Annotated in this window: 14 protein-coding genes; 11 read left to right on the top strand and 3 right to left on the bottom strand. The window is 71.6% G+C overall.

The window, feature by feature from the left end:
• Nucleotides 1–2 precede the first annotated feature (2 nt).
• The 8 genes from HCC61_RS28445 (at nucleotide 3) to HCC61_RS28480 (ending at nucleotide 10,798) form a co-directional block, all read left to right on the top strand.
• Nucleotides 3–767, top strand: a complete 765-nt coding sequence (locus HCC61_RS28445) for a metallophosphoesterase (protein ID WP_169140404.1) — start codon at nucleotides 3–5, stop codon at nucleotides 765–767.
• Nucleotides 768–986: 219 nt separating this feature from the next.
• Entirely contained in the window at nucleotides 987–2,900 is a 1,914-nt protein-coding gene (locus HCC61_RS28450; RefSeq protein WP_169140518.1) for an acyl-CoA dehydrogenase family protein, read from the top strand.
• A 279-nt stretch (nucleotides 2,901–3,179) separates the two neighbouring features.
• A complete protein-coding gene (dxr, locus tag HCC61_RS28455) occupies nucleotides 3,180–4,451 on the top strand; it encodes a 1-deoxy-D-xylulose-5-phosphate reductoisomerase (protein WP_169140406.1) in 1,272 nt (423 codons plus the stop codon).
• Nucleotides 4,448–5,752 (top strand): site-2 protease family protein, encoded by a 1,305-nt coding sequence (locus HCC61_RS28460; protein WP_169140408.1) that lies wholly within the window; start codon nucleotides 4,448–4,450, stop codon nucleotides 5,750–5,752. The genes dxr and HCC61_RS28460 overlap by 4 nt, the downstream gene beginning before the upstream one ends.
• A 192-nt stretch (nucleotides 5,753–5,944) precedes the next feature.
• A complete protein-coding gene (gene ispG / locus HCC61_RS28465) occupies nucleotides 5,945–7,108 on the top strand; it encodes a flavodoxin-dependent (E)-4-hydroxy-3-methylbut-2-enyl-diphosphate synthase (RefSeq protein WP_169140410.1) in 1,164 nt (387 codons plus the stop codon).
• Between the two features lie 227 nt (nucleotides 7,109–7,335).
• A complete protein-coding gene (locus HCC61_RS28470; protein WP_169140412.1) occupies nucleotides 7,336–8,181 on the top strand; it encodes a GNAT family N-acetyltransferase in 846 nt (281 codons plus the stop codon).
• Nucleotides 8,182–8,291: 110 nt separating this feature from the next.
• Nucleotides 8,292–8,864 (top strand): GNAT family N-acetyltransferase, encoded by a 573-nt coding sequence (locus HCC61_RS28475; RefSeq protein WP_169140414.1) that lies wholly within the window; start codon nucleotides 8,292–8,294, stop codon nucleotides 8,862–8,864.
• Between the two features lie 221 nt (nucleotides 8,865–9,085).
• Complete coding sequence (locus tag HCC61_RS28480; RefSeq protein ID WP_169140416.1) at nucleotides 9,086–10,798, top strand: proline--tRNA ligase; 1,713 nt, start codon at nucleotides 9,086–9,088, stop codon at nucleotides 10,796–10,798.
• A 41-nt stretch (nucleotides 10,799–10,839) separates the two neighbouring features.
• Here HCC61_RS28480 and HCC61_RS28485 read toward each other — a convergent pair whose 3' ends face one another.
• The 3 genes from HCC61_RS28485 to HCC61_RS28495 all read right to left on the bottom strand — a co-directional run bounded on the left by HCC61_RS28485 (nucleotide 10,840) and on the right by HCC61_RS28495 (nucleotide 13,201).
• A complete protein-coding gene (locus HCC61_RS28485) occupies nucleotides 10,840–11,820 on the bottom strand; it encodes an aminoglycoside phosphotransferase family protein (RefSeq protein WP_169140418.1) in 981 nt (326 codons plus the stop codon).
• A gap of 272 nt (nucleotides 11,821–12,092) precedes the next feature.
• Nucleotides 12,093–12,572: a ferritin-like domain-containing protein gene (locus tag HCC61_RS28490; protein ID WP_169140420.1), complete on the bottom strand. Its 480-nt coding sequence runs from the start codon at nucleotides 12,570–12,572 to the stop codon at nucleotides 12,093–12,095.
• Nucleotides 12,569–13,201: a hypothetical protein gene (locus HCC61_RS28495; RefSeq protein WP_240969373.1), complete on the bottom strand. Its 633-nt coding sequence runs from the start codon at nucleotides 13,199–13,201 to the stop codon at nucleotides 12,569–12,571. Before HCC61_RS28495 ends, HCC61_RS28490 begins: the two co-directional genes overlap by 4 nt.
• Nucleotides 13,202–13,495: 294 nt before the next feature.
• Between HCC61_RS28495 and rimP the strand changes: the two genes are divergently transcribed.
• The 3 genes from rimP to HCC61_RS28510 all read left to right on the top strand — a co-directional run bounded on the left by rimP (nucleotide 13,496) and on the right by HCC61_RS28510 (nucleotide 15,433).
• On the top strand, nucleotides 13,496–14,044 hold the full coding sequence (gene rimP / locus HCC61_RS28500) for a ribosome maturation factor RimP (RefSeq protein ID WP_169140422.1): 549 nt from the start codon (nucleotides 13,496–13,498) through the stop codon (nucleotides 14,042–14,044).
• Between the two features lie 2 nt (nucleotides 14,045–14,046).
• Nucleotides 14,047–15,084 (top strand): transcription termination factor NusA, encoded by a 1,038-nt coding sequence (gene nusA / locus HCC61_RS28505; protein ID WP_169140424.1) that lies wholly within the window; start codon nucleotides 14,047–14,049, stop codon nucleotides 15,082–15,084.
• Between the two features lie 61 nt (nucleotides 15,085–15,145).
• Nucleotides 15,146–15,433: a YlxR family protein gene (locus tag HCC61_RS28510; RefSeq protein ID WP_169140426.1), complete on the top strand. Its 288-nt coding sequence runs from the start codon at nucleotides 15,146–15,148 to the stop codon at nucleotides 15,431–15,433.
• Nucleotides 15,434–15,462: the final 29 nt, after the last annotated feature.

The raw sequence follows: 15,462 nt of genomic DNA on the forward strand, positions 1-15,462 counted from the left end.
CGTTGTTCGTCTTCGCGCACATCAGCGACACCCACCTGGGACAGGACCGCGCCGACGGCGGAGCCCGCGCCCTGGAACGCACGGAACGGGTGCTGCGCGCGCTCGACGCCCTCCCCGGCGAACTGGACGCCGTCGTCCACACCGGCGACGTCACCGACCACGGAACCCCGGAGGAGTACGCACAGGCCGCGAAGCTTCTCGGCGCCTCCAGGCACACGGTGCTGCACTGCCCCGGCAACCACGATGCGCGCGGCCCGTACCGTGCCGCCCTGCTCGACGGCGACCCGGACGACTCCGCACCGGTGAACAGGCTGCACGTGCTGCCCGGCGCCACCTTCGCGATGTGCGACAGCAGCATCCCTGGCCGGGGCGACGGCTACCTCGACGACGCCACCCTCGACTGGCTGGACGCGGCGCTCGCGGGCGCCCACCGGGACCGGCCGGCGTTCGTCTGCTTCCACCACCCGCCGCTGCGGCTGCACGGCCAGTACGTCGATCCCATCCGGCAGTTCGGGGAGGAGCGCCTCGCCGCGGTCGTCGAGCGGCACCCGCACGTGGCGGCACTGCTGTGCGGCCACAGCCACACCCCCGCGGTCACGGCCTTCGCGGGCCTGCCCCTCGTGGCCGCGCCCGGTGTCGTCTCCAGCCTGCGGATGCCGTGGGAGGGCGAGCAGAACGGCCCCCTCGACTACGAGCTCCCGCCGATGCTCGCCTACCACGTCCACGACGACGGCCGCCTCACGACCCACTTCCGCGTCCTGCCGTAGCGCACCCGCGCCGCGGCACCGGCGCCAAGCGCGCCCCGATCCCCGATCCCCGGGCCCCGGGCCCGATCCCGTGCGTCCCGCGCGGGAACCGTATGCGCGAGGCCTGGTACGCAACGGATGAATCGGGTACATACGAGCGAGTAGCACCGGCCGGTAGTGCGCGGCGCCCACGGCGCCGCACGGAGTCCACTGTCCCTACCACGCGGCGAGATGAGTGAGATGACTGTCTCCGAGCGCGAAGCCCGAGAAGTAGCCGAAGCCGCACGCGAACAGGACTGGCGCAAGCCCAGCTTCGCCAAGGAGATGTTCCTGGGCCGCTTCCGGCTGGACCTGATCCATCCCCACCCCGAACCTCCCGCCGAGGACGTGCGGCGCGGCGAGGAGTTCCTGACGAAGCTGCGCGACTTCTGCGAGACGACGATCGACGGGGCCCGGATCGAGCGCGAGGACCGCATCCCCGACGAGGTCGTCAGCGGCCTCAAGGAGCTCGGCGCGCTCGGCATGAAGGTCGGCCCCGAGCACGGCGGTCTCGGTCTCACGCAGGTCTACTACAACAAGGCCCTGGCCATGGTCAGCACGGCTAGCCCCGCCGTCGGCGCGCTGCTCTCCGCTCACCAGTCGATCGGGGTGCCGCAGCCGCTGAAGATGTTCGGCACGCAGGAGCAGAAGGACACGTTCCTGCCGCGCTGCGCCCGTACGGACATCTCCGCGTTCCTGCTGACCGAGCCCGATGTGGGCTCGGACCCGGCGCGGCTCGCGACCACCGCCGTACCGGACGGCGACGAATACGTACTCGACGGCGTCAAGCTGTGGACCACCAACGGCGTCGTCGCCGACCTGCTCGTCGTGATGGCCCGCGTACCGAAGTCCGAAGGCCACCGGGGCGGCATCACGGCCTTCGTCGTCGAGGGGGCCTCCGAGGGCATCACCGTCGAGAACCGCAACACCTTCATGGGCCTGCGCGGCCTGGAGAACGGCGTCACCCGCCTCCACCAGGTCCGCGTCCCCGCGGCCAACCGCATCGGCAAGGAGGGCGAAGGCCTCAAGATCGCGCTGACCACCCTCAACACCGGGCGGCTCTCCCTGCCGGCCACCTGCGTCGGCGCCGGCAAGTGGTGTCTGAAGGTGGCCCGCGAGTGGGGCGAGGCGCGGGTGCAGTGGGGCCGTCCCGTCGCGAAGCACGAGGCCGTCGGCGCGAAGATGTCGTTCATCGCCGCGACGACGTTCGCACTGGAGGCCGTGGTCGACCTCTCCAGCCAGATGGCCGACGAGGAGCGCAACGACATCCGCATCGAGGCCGCGCTGGCGAAGCTGTTCGGCAGCGAGATGGCCTGGCTGATGGCCGACGAGCTGGTGCAGATCCGCGGCGGACGGGGCTTCGAGACCGCCGAGTCGCTGGCGGCCCGCGGCGAGCGCGGCGTACCGGCGGAGCAGCTGCTGCGCGACCTGCGCATCAACCGGATCTTCGAGGGCTCGACGGAGATCATGCATCTCCTCATCGCCCGCGAGGCCGTCGACGCCCACCTGTCGGTGGCGGGCGACCTGATCGACCCGGACAAGACGCTCTCCGACAAGAGCCGCGCGGCCGTGGCGGCCGGCGGCTTCTACGCCCGCTGGCTGCCCAAACTCGTCGCGGGGCCGGGCCAGTTGCCCGGCACGTACCCCGACTTCGGCGAACTCGCCGCGCACCTGCGGTACGTGGAGCGCACCTCGCGCAAGCTGGCCCGCTCCACGTTCTACGCGATGTCGCGCTGGCAGGGCCGGATGGAGACCAAGCAGGGCTTCCTCGGGCGGATCGTGGACATCGGCGCGGAGCTGTTCGCGATGAGCGCCGCATGCGTACGTGCGGAGAAGCTGCGCCGTGACGCGCTGAGCAGCGGGCCCGACGGCAGGGCTCCGTACCAGCTGGCCGACGCCTTCTGCCGCCAGTCGCGGATCCGCGTCGAGGAGCTGTTCGGCAGGCTTTGGCACAACACCGACGACCTGGACCGGAAGGTCGTGACGGGCATTCTCGACGGCGCTTACACGTGGCTGGAGGACGGCATCGTCGACGCCTCGTCGGACGGGCCGTGGATCGCGGAGGCGCCGCACGGGCCGTCGAAGAAGAAGAACGTGCACAGGCGGATCGGCTGACGCCCACGCCCTCCCGGGAGGGGGCGGACGCCCGGTGCGCGGCCGATGACCGTGCGCCGGGCGTTCGCGGTGAAGTGGGGGCGCGTGCACCATCGTTGGGCGCTGCTCTCGCCATCCGTATGCGGGCAGGACAGGGCAGCGGGCACGGCCGCCACCGTGGGCGCGACGGCGTCCCGCGGCACCGCGGCGGCACCCGGACCGCACGGGCCCGCCGCGGTCCGCTCGGCCGGGCCCGGAGGCGGTGAACGCGGCAGGCCGGGGAGCCGTCAGAATGGATCCATGACGGAACCTCTCGCTGATCCGCATCTGCGGCCCGCCCCCGGCCCCCCGGACCTCCCGGAAGGCATCGACGCCCCGGCAGGCCCGCGCGACATCGTGATCCTCGGATCGACCGGCTCCATCGGCACCCAGGCGGTCGACGTCGTACTGAGCAATCCGGGACGGTTCCGGGTCACCGGGCTCTCCGCGGCGGGAGGCCGGATCGAGCTGCTGGCCGGCCAGGCGCACCGGCTCCAGGTGCGGACCGTGGCCGTCGCCCGCGAGGACAAGGTCGGGCAGCTGCGCCAGGCGCTGCGCGCCGAGTACGGACCGGGCGAGCCCATCCCCGAGGTACTCGCAGGGCCGGACGCGGCGACCGAACTGGCCGCGAGCGAATGCCACACGGTGCTCAACGGCATCACGGGCTCCATCGGGCTGGCGCCCACCCTCGCCGCTCTGGAGGCGGGCCGGATGCTGGCGCTGGCGAACAAGGAGTCGCTGATCGTCGGCGGACCGCTGGTACGTGCGCTGGCCGCACCCGGCCAGATCGTGCCCGTCGACTCCGAGCACTCGGCGCTCTTCCAGGCCCTGATGAGCGGCACGCACTCCGAGGTGCGCAAGCTGCTGATCACCGCCTCGGGCGGCCCGTTCCGCGGACGTACGAAGGACGCGCTCGCCGACGTCACGCCCAAGGAGGCGCTGGCCCACCCGACCTGGGACATGGGTCCGGTGATCACCGTCAACTCGGCGACGCTCGTCAACAAGGGCCTGGAGGTCATCGAGGCCCATCTCCTCTACGGCGTCCCCTTCGAGCGGATCGAGGTCGTCGTGCACCCGCAGTCGGCGGTGCACTCGATGGTGGAGTTCAACGACGGCTCGACCCTGGCCCAGTGCGGACCGCCCGACATGCGGCTGCCGATCGCGCTCGGGATCGGCTGGCCCGAGAGGGTGCCGGAGGCCGGGCCTGTCTTCGACTGGTCCCGCGCGATGTCGTGGGACTTCTTCCCGCTGGACGGTGACGCGTTCCCGTCCGTGCCGCTCGCCTTCGAGGTCGGCCGCGCGGGAGGCACGGCGCCCGCCGTCTACAACGCCGCGAACGAGGAGTGCGTGGAGGCGTTCTTGGGCGGAAGGCTGCCGTTCCCCGGCATCGTGGATACGGTTGCCGCTGTGGTCGAGGAGCACGGGACGCCCCGCGCGGCGGCGCTGACGCTCGACGATGTCCTCGACGCGGAGAACTGGGCGCGCGAGCGCGCCCGCGAACTGGCGACGGCAGCAGCGGAGGCCCGCGCATGACGACCCTCATGACCATCCTCGGCATAGTCGTCTTCTTCGTGGGCCTGCTCTTCTCCATCGCCTGGCACGAGTTGGGGCATCTCTCGACGGCGAAGATGTTCGGCATCCGCGTACCGCAGTACATGGTCGGATTCGGGCCGACGATCCTCTCCCGCCGCAGGGGGGAGACGGAGTACGGGTTCAAGGCGGTGCCACTCGGCGGCTACATCCGCATGATCGGGATGTTCCCGCCCGGCGAGGACGGGACGCTGCGCCAGCGTTCGACCTCCCCGTTCCGCGGCATGATCGAGGACGCACGGGCCGCGGCCTTCGAGGAGCTGCAACCCGGCGACGAGAAGCGGCTGTTCTACACGAGGGCGCCCTGGAAGCGCGTGATCGTGATGTTCGCCGGCCCGTTCATGAACCTGATCCTCGCCGTCGTGATCTTCCTCGTCGTCCTGATGTCCTTCGGCATCAACACCCAGACCACCACGGTCTCCTCGGTCTCCAAGTGCGTCATCCCGGCGTCGGCGAAGTCCGACTCGTGCCCGAAGGGGGCGAAGGACTCCCCGGCGAAGGCGGCCGGCCTGCTGCCGGGCGACAAGATCGTGGCCTTCGACGGCAAGCCCGTCACCGAGTGGGGCACCCTCCAGCAGTCGATCCGGGACACCACGGGGCACGCCACCATCACCGTCCGGCGCGACGGCGCCAGCAAGACCCTCGATGCCGATCTGATCTCGAACAAGGTCGCCAAGTCCGACGGCCGCGGCGGCTATGTCGACGGCGAGTACGTCACGGCCGGATTCCTCGGCTTCACTCCGGCCAGCGGCGTGATCCAGCAGTCGTTCCCGCAGTCGGTCGACCGGATGAGCGACATGATGGCCTCGGGCGTGCAGGCGCTGGTCGCGCTGCCGTCGAAGGTCCCCGACCTGTGGAACGCCGCGTTCGACGGCGCCGAGCGCAAGCAGGACTCCCCGATGGGCGTCGTCGGCGCCGCACGCGTCGGCGGTGAGGTCTTCTCACTCGACATCCCGCCGACCCAGCGGGTGGCGACGATGCTCTTCCTCGTCGCGGGCTTCAACCTGTCGCTCTTCCTGTTCAACATGCTGCCGCTGCTGCCGCTGGACGGCGGCCACATCGCGGGAGCCCTCTGGGAGTCGGTACGCAGGGCCTTCGCCAAGGTCTTCAGGCGACCCGACCCCGGTCCGTTCGACGTGGCGAAGCTGATGCCCGTCGCGTACGTGGTCGCCGGGATATTCATCTGCTTCACGCTGCTGGTGCTCGTCGCCGACGTCGTGAATCCGGTGCGGCTGGCGGGCTAGCACGACGGGTCGGCACGGCGGTCCCGTCCGTACCGTCCGTGCCATCCGGGCGGGATTCGGCCCGGCGTGTGCGCTTCGTCCCGCTCTCGGGACAGGGATGTGCTCGTACGGGTGACGGTGCCGTAATCTCGGTGACCGGAGCCCGCCGATCTCCCCGGACTTCTCTATTCACACCTTGGGGTTGCACGCCTGATGACAGCGACAGCGATTTCGCTCGGAATGCCGGACGTACCGACCAAGCTCACCGACCGGCGCAAGAGCCGGAAGATCCAGGTGGGCCCGGTGGCCGTCGGCGGTGACGCGCCGGTGTCCGTACAGTCGATGACCACGACGCGCACGGCCGACATCGGCTCGACGCTCCAGCAGATCGCCGAACTGACGGCGTCCGGCTGCCAGATCGTGCGAGTGGCCTGCCCCACCCAGGAGGACGCCGACGCGCTGTCCACCATCGCGGCCAAGTCGCAGATCCCCGTGATCGCCGACATCCACTTCCAGCCCAAGTACGTCTTCGCCGCGATCGACGCCGGCTGCGCGGCCGTCCGCGTCAACCCGGGCAACATCAAGCAGTTCGACGACAAGGTCAAGGAGATCGCCCGGGCCGCTTCCGGCGCGGGCGTCCCCATCCGCATCGGCGTCAACGCCGGCTCTCTCGACAAGCGGCTGCTGGAGAAGCACGGCAAGGCCACTCCGGAGGCGCTCGTCGAGTCCGCGCTGTGGGAGTGCTCGCTCTTCGAGGAGCACGACTTCCGCGACATCAAGATCTCGGTGAAGCACAACGACCCCGTGGTCATGATCAACGCCTACCGGCAGCTCGCCGCGCAGTGCGACTATCCGCTGCACCTCGGAGTCACCGAGGCCGGCCCCGCCTTCCAGGGCACCATCAAGTCGTCCGTGGCCTTCGGCGCGCTGCTCGCGGAGGGCATCGGGGACACCATCCGCGTCTCGCTGTCCGCGCCGCCCGCCGAGGAGTGCAAGGTCGGCATCTCGATCCTGGAGTCGCTGGGCCTGCGCCAGCGCCGACTGGAGATCGTCTCCTGCCCGTCCTGCGGCCGCGCCCAGGTCGACGTCTACAAGCTGGCCGACGAGGTCACCGCGGGCCTCGACGGCATGGAGGTCCCGCTGCGCGTCGCCGTGATGGGCTGCGTCGTCAACGGTCCGGGCGAGGCACGCGAGGCGGACCTCGGCGTCGCCTCCGGCAACGGCAAGGGACAGATCTTCGTCAAGGGCGAAGTCATCAAGACCGTTCCGGAATCGAAGATCGTCGAGACGCTCATCGACGAGGCCATGAAGATCGCCGAGCAGATGGAGAAGGACGGCGTCGCCTCGGGCGAGCCGGAGGTCGCCGTCAGCGGCTGAGCCGCGGCGACGGGCGGGACGGCCGGACACGGCCGGCAGACATCGGCTCCGGGACGGCCCCGGAGGCCCCGCGGCACCCCTTCCGGGATCCGCGGTCCGGCCTCCGGAGCCGCCCCGTGCCTACGGGCCCGTAGGTACGCCCCGCCGGCTGCGGGGTACAGTCGGAAGAGCGCCTTCCCCCCATCTCCTCAGTCCCCAGGGCACGTCACGGTGAGGCAGCCGACACGTTGTTGACCACCACCTCCACCCGGGTCGTCGAGCCCGGCGAACTCGACGACGTACTCGCGCTGATGAACCGCGAGCCCGTCAACAACGCCTTCATCGCCTCCCGCGTGCACACCGCCGGACTCGACGCCCTGCGCCTCGGCGGCGAGATGTGGGGCTGGTACCACCGGGGCAGGCTGGAGTCCCTCTGCTACGCGGGCGCGAACCTCGTGCCGCTGTGCGCCGGCCCGGAAGCCGTGCGCGCTTTCGCCGAGCGGGCCCGGCGCCAGGGCCGCCGCTGCTCGTCCATCGTCGGACCGGCCCGCCCCACCGCCGCCCTGTGGTCGCAGCTCGAACCGCACTGGGGCCCCGCGCGCGACGTCCGCCGCCGGCAGCCGCTCATGGTCACCGACGAGGTTCCGCGGGACGTACGGCCCGATCCGCTGGTACGCCGCATCCGCAAGGACGAGATGGAGACCGTGCTGCCTGCCTGCGTGGAGATGTTCACCGAGGAGGTCGGCGTCTCCCCGCTCGCGGGCGACGGCGGCCTCGTCTACCAGTCACGGGTCGCCGAACTCGTAGGCTCCGGGCGCTCGTTCGCCCGCGTCGAGGACGGCCGGATCGTCTTCAAGGCGGAGATCGGCGCGGCCACGCCCCGCGCCTGCCAGATCCAGGGGGTCTGGGTCACGCCCGAGCGGCGCGGCGAGGGACTGTCGGTCTCCGGGATGGCGGCGGTGCTGCGTTACGCGCTCAACGAGTTCGCGCCGGTGGCCAGCCTCTACGTCAACGACTTCAACGAGGCCGCGCGCGCCTCGTACAGACGCGTCGGCTTCCGCGAGGTCGGCTCGTTCATGAGCGTCCTCTTCTAGGGCGTGCCCGCGAGGTCCCGCCCGGGCCGCGACGGTCCCGGCGCGATCCGGCCGGCCCGTCGTGCGCACCGCCCGCCGCCGTACCCATGACTGGCTGTAGCCTCCCCGTCATGCTGCATTCCGCCGGGGGTCCGCCGCCCCAGGACCCCCGCGAGCCCGTCGTAGGACCGCTCGACCTCGAAGCGCACGTGGACGACGCGCTCGCGGTGCAGGCCGTCGCCTTCGGGCTGAGCGACGAAGAGATCGGGGTGCGGCGGCACATCGTGCTGCGCCATCTGAAGTCCCCCGGCGCCCGGGCGCTGGGCGCGCGCACGCCGGAGGGCAGGCTCGTCGGATTCGTCTACGGGATGCCCAACGACCGTACGCAGTGGTGGTCCACGGTCGTCGCGGGCCCGCTGCGCGCCGAGGGCTTCGAGGAGTGGCTCAACGACTCCTTCGTCATCACGGAGCTGCATGTGCTTCCGCTGTACCAGCGGCGCGGTATCGGCCGCCGGCTGATCACCTCGCTCACCGACACCGCCGGGGAAGCGCGTTCGCTGCTCTCCGCGATCGACACCGAGAGCCCCGCCCGCTCCCTCTACCACCGCCTCGGCTACCGGGATCTGGCGCGCAACGTGCACTTTCCGAGCGCCCCGAGCCCGTACGCGGTGATGGGGGCCTGGCTGCCGCTGCCCCGGCTCTGACGTCGGGCCCTGACGTCGGACCTTGACGTCGGGCTCTGATCTCGGCTCTGACGGCAGGCCCGGCGGCGAAGGCCCGCGGGTCCCCATGGCCCGGGCCGGGGCGGGGAATCGCATTTCCGTGGCGTGCGCGGGGCCGGATAGTCTCGTCCCCAGTCGTTTCCCGCAGAAGCAGTCGTTCCGCAGCAGTCCCCTCTGCTGTCAATCACCGCACGGAGAATTCCATGGCAGCCCGAGTCCAGCGTTTGTCCCGGTCGATGCTGAAGACGCTGCGCGACGCACCGGCCGACGCCGAGACCGTGAGCCACAAGCTGCTGGTGCGCGCGGGGTACGTGCGCCGCGCCGCGGCCGGCATCTGGACGTGGCTGCCGCTGGGCCTGACGGTGCTGGAGAACGTCACCCGGGTCGTGCGCGAGGAGATGGACGCCATCGGCGCCCAGGAGGTGCTGCTGCCGGCGCTGCTGCCCAAGGAGCCGTACGAGATCTCCGGCCGGTACGAGGAGTACGGCGACCTGCTCTTCCGCCTGGAGGACCGCAAGGGCGCCGCCTATCTGCTCGGCCCCACGCACGAGGAGATCTTCACCCAGGTCGTCAAGGACCAGTGCACGTCCTACAAGGACCTGCCGGTGACGCTGTACCAGATCCAGACGAAGTACCGCGACGAGGCGCGTCCCCGCTCCGGCATCCTCCGCGGCCGTGAGTTCACGATGAAGGACGCCTACTCCTTCGACGTCAGCGACGAGGGCCTCGCCGAGTCGTATGCGCAGGAGCGCGAGGCGTACCGGCGCATCTTCGACCGCCTCGGCCTCGACTACCGCATCGTCTCCGCCGTTTCGGGCGCGATGGGCGGCTCGGCCTCGGAGGAGTTCCTCGCGCCGGCCGCCGCCGGCGAGGACACCTACGCGCAGTGCCCCTCCTGCGGATTCGCGGCGAACACCGAGGCGCTGACCCATCCCGTGGTGGCCGCGGAGCCCGCCGAGCATCCGGCGGTCGAGGAGCTCGACACACCGGACACCCCGACCATCGAGACGCTCGCCGGATTCCTGGGCGTACCGGCGGCGGCCACGCTGAAGAACCTGCTGGTGAAGGTCGACGGCGAGATCACGGCGGTGGGCGTTCCCGGCGACCGCGACGTGGACCTGGGCAAGCTCGCGGAGCATCTCGCGCCCGCAGAGGTCGAGTTGGTCACGGCCGAGGACTTCACCGACCGGCCCGATCTCGTACGCGGCTACGTCGGCCCGCAGAACGGCATGGCGGGCAAGGCCTTCCGCTACATCGCCGACCCCCGCATCGCGCCGGGCACCGAGTGGGTCACCGGCGCCAACAAGCCGGAGAGGCACGCACGTCACGTGGTGTGCGGCCGCGACTTCGAGGTCGACGACTACCTCGACGTGGTCGTGGCCCTGCCCGGCGACCCCTGCCCGCGCTGCGGTTCGGGCATCGAGCTCGACAGGGCGATCGAGATCGGCCACATCTTCCAGCTCGGCCGCAAGTACGCCGACGCCTTCGAGCTGGACGTGCTCGGGCAGGACGGCAAGCCGGTGCGCGTGACGATGGGTTCGTACGGCATCGGCGTCACGCGTGCCGTGGCGGCCCTCGCCGAGCAGACCGCGGACGAACAGGGTCTGTGCTGGCCGCGGGAGATCGCCCCGGCCGACGTCCACGTCGTCGCCGCGGGCAAGGCGCTCCAGACGGAGACGGCCGTGGAGGTCGGGGAGAAGCTCGGCGCGGCCGGAGTGCGGGTGATCGTGGACGACCGTGCTGGGGTCTCGCCGGGCGTGAAGTTCACGGACGCGGAGCTGATCGGCGTGCCCACGATCCTGATCGTGGGCCGGGGCGCGAAGGACGGGCTCGTCGAGCTGAAGGACCGCCGCAGCGGCGAGCGCGAGGAACTGACGGTGGCGGACGCGGTCGCACGCCTGTCGGCGGCCGGCTGAGCGTCGCGGTCCGGGCGTACGGACGCCGGCCCCGGTCGCGGTCAGAGCCAGCCGGCGAACTCCAGCAGCAGTTCGCCGTCCTCCCTGCTGCCGCTGCTGATGTGCCGTACGCCCGACTCCACCGCACGGTAGAGCGACCAGCCCCGAAGCCGCTCACGGTCGACGTCGAGGGAGTCGGCGAGCTTGTGCACCCGGCGCCGCGTCGCCGAGGCGGCACCGGGGGAGGCCACGAGATCGTGCAGCCGGTCGCGCACCAGCCGTGCCAGGTCGTACGTACGCTCGCCCACCACCGGATCCGGCCCCGCCGCGAGCCACGGAGCGCGCCCGGAGTCGGCGGAGAGGACCGCGCCCTGCCTGAAGTCGCCGTGCAGCAGCACCTGTTCGGGCGGACCGTCCAGCAGGGCGTCCCGCAGTTCCAGCGCCTCGTCGCGCAGCGGCCGCGCTTCCTCCGGCGTCGCGGGCGAACGCAGGAACTCGCTGCTCGCCGCCGTGTGCTCGGCCACGGTGCACAGCGCCCCCGCCGCGGCACCCGGCGCCTCCGCGGACGCCGCCTCCGCCGGGATCCACAGCCTCCGTACCGCCGAGGCCGCCTCCAGCATCGCCTTCGCCTCCGGAAGCGAACGCAGCGACATCTCGCCGTGCAGCCGCTCCAGCAGCAGCGCCCCCTCGCCGGGCTCGGAGCGCAGCAGCCGTACGGCGCCCCGGCCGTCCCACAGCGTGAGGGCCGCGGCCTCGCGCTCGGCGCGTTCCCGTGCGCCGGCGGCGTACGGCGCGAGCAGCTTGAGCGCCGCCGGACTCCCGTCGGCCTCCCGCACGAGCGCCACCAGGCTGCCGCGTCCGCCGGGAGAGACCACGCGCTCAGCCGTCAGCTCCCACTTCTCCAGCATCCGCTCCAGCAGCGAAGGCAACTCCGCGAGCCATTGCTCACCGGCACGGGCCGTCGGTTCGCCGGCGTGCCCCTGCTGCGAGCCGAGGGTGCGCACAAGCCGCTGCGGAGGATCGAGAGGCAGTGCAGAAGCCATGCGGTGAAGGGGACCTTTCTTTACGGCTGATCTTTTACGGCTGACCGTCGTTGCGGCTGACAGTGACCTGTCCTTCCGGCCGGCATCGGACGTGGCCGGCCTCGCACGTCGTTGCGGCGGCACGCCGGTGCATCGTTGCGTCGGCGCGAGGCGGTGCCGCGTCATCCGGGCCTTGTGATGTGGGCGTTTTGTGTGCTGCGGGCGTGCGGGCATTGCGAACAGCGTTGCGCTGCGGTGCGAGTACGCGGGCCGGTCCGGGGTCCGGGGGACGGTCAGAGCGAACCGGACGTCTCACCGGGCGTCGGCGACCCCGAAGCCTCCGGGCCGTCGGAGGCGGAGCGCTCGGAGAGACCAGGGAAGGCTACGCTGCTGCCCCGCCAGCGCACCGACCGGACCGCCGCCTCGCGCAGCACCCCCGCTGCCTCGCGCCTCCGGGCGCCCCCGCTGGCACGTACGAGATCCGCGTACACGCCGGCCAGCCGGTCCTCCAGCTCCGCCGCGAGCCGCACGGCGGCCGCGCTGTCGGGCACGGCGAACGGCAGAGCGTACGCCGCTGCCGCCGGCTCCGGCTCACCGCCCAGGTCGCGGACTTCGCGGCGCAGCGCGTCACGCCGGGAGCGGTGTGCGTCGTAGGCGCTGCGCGCCTCGTCCTGGCGTGACGAGTCGATACGGCCGCCGACGACGCCATAGCCGTAGACGGTGGCGTGCTCCGCGGCGAGGGCCGCCTGCACGGCGTCGACCAGCTTCTTCATGCGCCGTCGTCCTCTCCGTCCTCGCCCTTCCCGTCCTCGTACGTGCCCTCGCCCGCGCCGAGCAGATACGCGTGCGCAGCGCCCGCCGCGGCGAGCGAAGCCAGCAGCCGTGCCGTCTCCGGGGGCGCCGTCACCAGCGCAGCCGTACGCACCCGGGCCGTACGCTGCTCCGCGTCGCCCAGTGCCGTCAGCGCCGCCTTCTCGTCACCGGGCACCCTCGGCTTGTCCTGCCCGCGCTTCCCGCCGCCCGTGCCGTCGTCACCGGGCCCGGTCCCGTCGCGCCCTCGGCCGTCGCGTCCCTTGCCGCCCTCGCTGTTCTTCTCGTCCTCGCCGCTGAGGACTTCCGCGTGCCGCATCGTCGCCGCACGCAGCGGGCGGAGCCGTTCCGCGAGACCGGAGTGGGCGTCGGCTGTGGCGTCATAGCGGGCCAGGAGGTCCAGGCTCTGCCGGGTCGCCTGCCGGCGCAGCCGCTTGTCCGCCGCGGTGACCTGCGCGGAGTCCTCGCCGCCGCCGTCCCCGGAGCAGCCCGTGAGCGTCGTGAGAGCACCGAGCGGCCCCAGCGCGCCCAGCGTGCCGGCGACCATGGACCGCCTGCGCGGGCCGTCCGGCGGCGACGGCGTGAGCGGCATGGGGGCTCCCTGGTCGGCGTCGGCATCGCTCGGAACTGCGCGGCGGGCACACGTGTGCGGTGATCACCGCCCGAGAGCGTACCCGCGCGCTTCCGAACGCCTCGACGGGCCACCCTCACTGGGCCCATCAATACCCCCGCGTCCCCTGACATCGCGCCCGGATCGCCCGTCTGGTCGGCGGCACCCGCGGCAGACGTTAGGCTTGGAGCCCTGCACGCCGACGTCAACTCCCCCAGTACAGGTCCCTGGTACAGGCACCCCTACAACAGCACACGCGGCCGAGGAGTCACCCGGATGAGCACCACCCAGAACGAGAGGCTGCGCGGACTGCTGGAGCCCCTCGTGAGCAAGAAGGGGCTGGATCTCGAAGAGATCGAGGTGACCCCCGCCGGGAAGCGGCGGGTCCTCCGCGTCGTGGTCGATTCCGACGACGGAGTCCAGCTGGACACCTGCGCCGAGCTGAGCCGCATCCTCTCCGAGGTCCTGGACGGGACCGACACCATGGGCGGCACCCCGTACGTACTGGAAGTGACCTCGCCCGGAGCCGATCGTCCCCTCACCGAGGAGCGCCACTTCCGCCGAGCCCGCGGCCGGCTGGTCAAGGCGAACCTCACCGAGGCCGCGGGGGGCGGAGAGCTGACGGCGCGCATCACGAGCGTGGACGCGGAGGGCATCGACCTCGAGGTCCCCGGCGTGAAGGGCCGCAGGCCCACCGCCCGCCGGCTCGGCTACGGCGAGATCGCCAAGGCGCGGGTGGAGATCGAGTTCAACCGCAAGGCCGCCGAGAAGAGAACACAGGACGAGTCCGCGGCCGCTGAGGACGAAGGCAAGGAGGAGGCGTAGCCGTGGACATCGACATGAGCGCCCTGCGCGGGCTGGTGAGGGAGAAGGAGATCTCGCTCGATCTGCTGGTCGAGGCGATCGAGTCCGCGCTTCTGATCGCCTACCACCGCACCGAGGGCAGCTACCGCGACGCCCGCGTCGAACTGGACCGCAAGACCGGCCACGTGACCGTCTGGGCGAAGGAGAGCGCGGCCGACCTGGCCGAGGGCGCCGAGCCGCAGGAGTTCGACGACACCCCCAGCGGATTCGGGCGCATCGCTGCCACCACCGCGAAGCAGGTCATCCTCCAGCGGCTGCGGGACGCCGAGGAGGAGGTCACCTTCGGCGAGTACGCGGGCCGCGAGGGCGACGTCGTCGCGGGCGTGGTCCAGCAGGGCAAGGACCCCAAGAGCGTGCTCGTCGACATCGGCAAGCTGGAGGCGATCCTCCCGCCGCAGGAGCAGGTCCCGGGCGAGGACTACGCGCACGGCACCCGGCTGCGTACGTACGTCGTGCGCGTGGCGAAGGGCGTGCGCGGACCGTCCGTGACCCTGTCCCGCACCCACCCGAACCTGGTGAAGAAGCTCTTCGAGCTGGAGGTGCCGGAGATCGCGGACGGTTCCGTCGAGATCGCCGCCATCGCGCGCGAGGCCGGCCACCGTACGAAGATCGCGGTGCGTTCGACGCGCTCCGGGCTGAACGCCAAGGGCGCCTGCATCGGCCCGATGGGCGGCCGGGTGCGCAACGTCATGGCAGAGCTGCACGGCGAGAAGATCGACATCGTGGACTGGTCCGAGGACCCCGCGGATCTCGTCGCGCACGCGCTCTCCCCGGCGCGTGTCAATCAAGTCGAGATCATCGACCTGGCGGCACGGTCCGCGCGGGTCACGGTGCCCGACTACCAGCTGTCGCTCGCCATCGGCAAGGAGGGCCAGAACGCCCGCCTCGCCGCCCGGCTGACCGGCTGGCGCATCGATATCCGCCCGGACACGGCCGACGGCGGCGAAGTGGTCTCCGCGGAGCCCGAGCCCGCACCCGGGCAGGCTGCCGAGCAGGGCTGAAACCAACAGGGTGCTCGTTACCCCCGAAGGGGTGTGACGGTACGGGGAGGTAGACTTAACGGTGTCTGGCCGGACGCGAGTCCGAGCATGCCCACAGCGCACTTGCGTGGGCTGTCGGAAGCGCTCGGACAAACCCGATCTGCTGCGTGTGGTGCTGAGCGGGGGCCGCTGCGTCCCTGATCTTCGCGGTACGCTGCCCGGCCGGGGCGCGTATCTGCATCCCACGTCGGCTTGCCTCGACCAGGCCGTCCGCCGACGGGCGTTCAACAGGGCCTTCCGTGGCCCGGGGCCGTTCGACGTGGCAGGGCTGCGGCGGCAGGTCGAGCAGATCGAGAAGGCGGAACCGTAAGACAGTCCGTTCGGAACCCTCCGTTCGGA

This window comes from Streptomyces sp. HNM0575, from assembly GCF_012726265.1.
GTDB lineage: Bacteria > Actinomycetota > Actinomycetes > Streptomycetales > Streptomycetaceae > Streptomyces.

Bases quoted from the DNA above. Each gene is read 5' to 3' on its own strand.
- HCC61_RS28450 (WP_169140518.1), top strand. From the start codon at position 987: ATGACTGTCTCCGAGCGCGAAGCCCGAGAAGTAGCCGAAGCCGCACGC.
- dxr (WP_169140406.1), top strand. From the start codon at position 3,180: ATGACGGAACCTCTCGCTGATCCGCATCTGCGGCCCGCCCCCGGCCCC.
- HCC61_RS28460 (WP_169140408.1), top strand. From the start codon at position 4,448: ATGACGACCCTCATGACCATCCTCGGCATAGTCGTCTTCTTCGTGGGC.
- ispG (WP_169140410.1), top strand. From the start codon at position 5,945: ATGACAGCGACAGCGATTTCGCTCGGAATGCCGGACGTACCGACCAAG.
- HCC61_RS28475 (WP_169140414.1), top strand. From the start codon at position 8,292: ATGCTGCATTCCGCCGGGGGTCCGCCGCCCCAGGACCCCCGCGAGCCC.
- HCC61_RS28480 (WP_169140416.1), top strand. From the start codon at position 9,086: ATGGCAGCCCGAGTCCAGCGTTTGTCCCGGTCGATGCTGAAGACGCTG.
- HCC61_RS28485 (WP_169140418.1), bottom strand. From the start codon at position 11,820: ATGGCTTCTGCACTGCCTCTCGATCCTCCGCAGCGGCTTGTGCGCACC.
- HCC61_RS28490 (WP_169140420.1), bottom strand. From the start codon at position 12,572: ATGAAGAAGCTGGTCGACGCCGTGCAGGCGGCCCTCGCCGCGGAGCAC.
- HCC61_RS28495 (WP_240969373.1), bottom strand. From the start codon at position 13,201: ATGCCGCTCACGCCGTCGCCGCCGGACGGCCCGCGCAGGCGGTCCATG.
- rimP (WP_169140422.1), top strand. From the start codon at position 13,496: ATGAGCACCACCCAGAACGAGAGGCTGCGCGGACTGCTGGAGCCCCTC.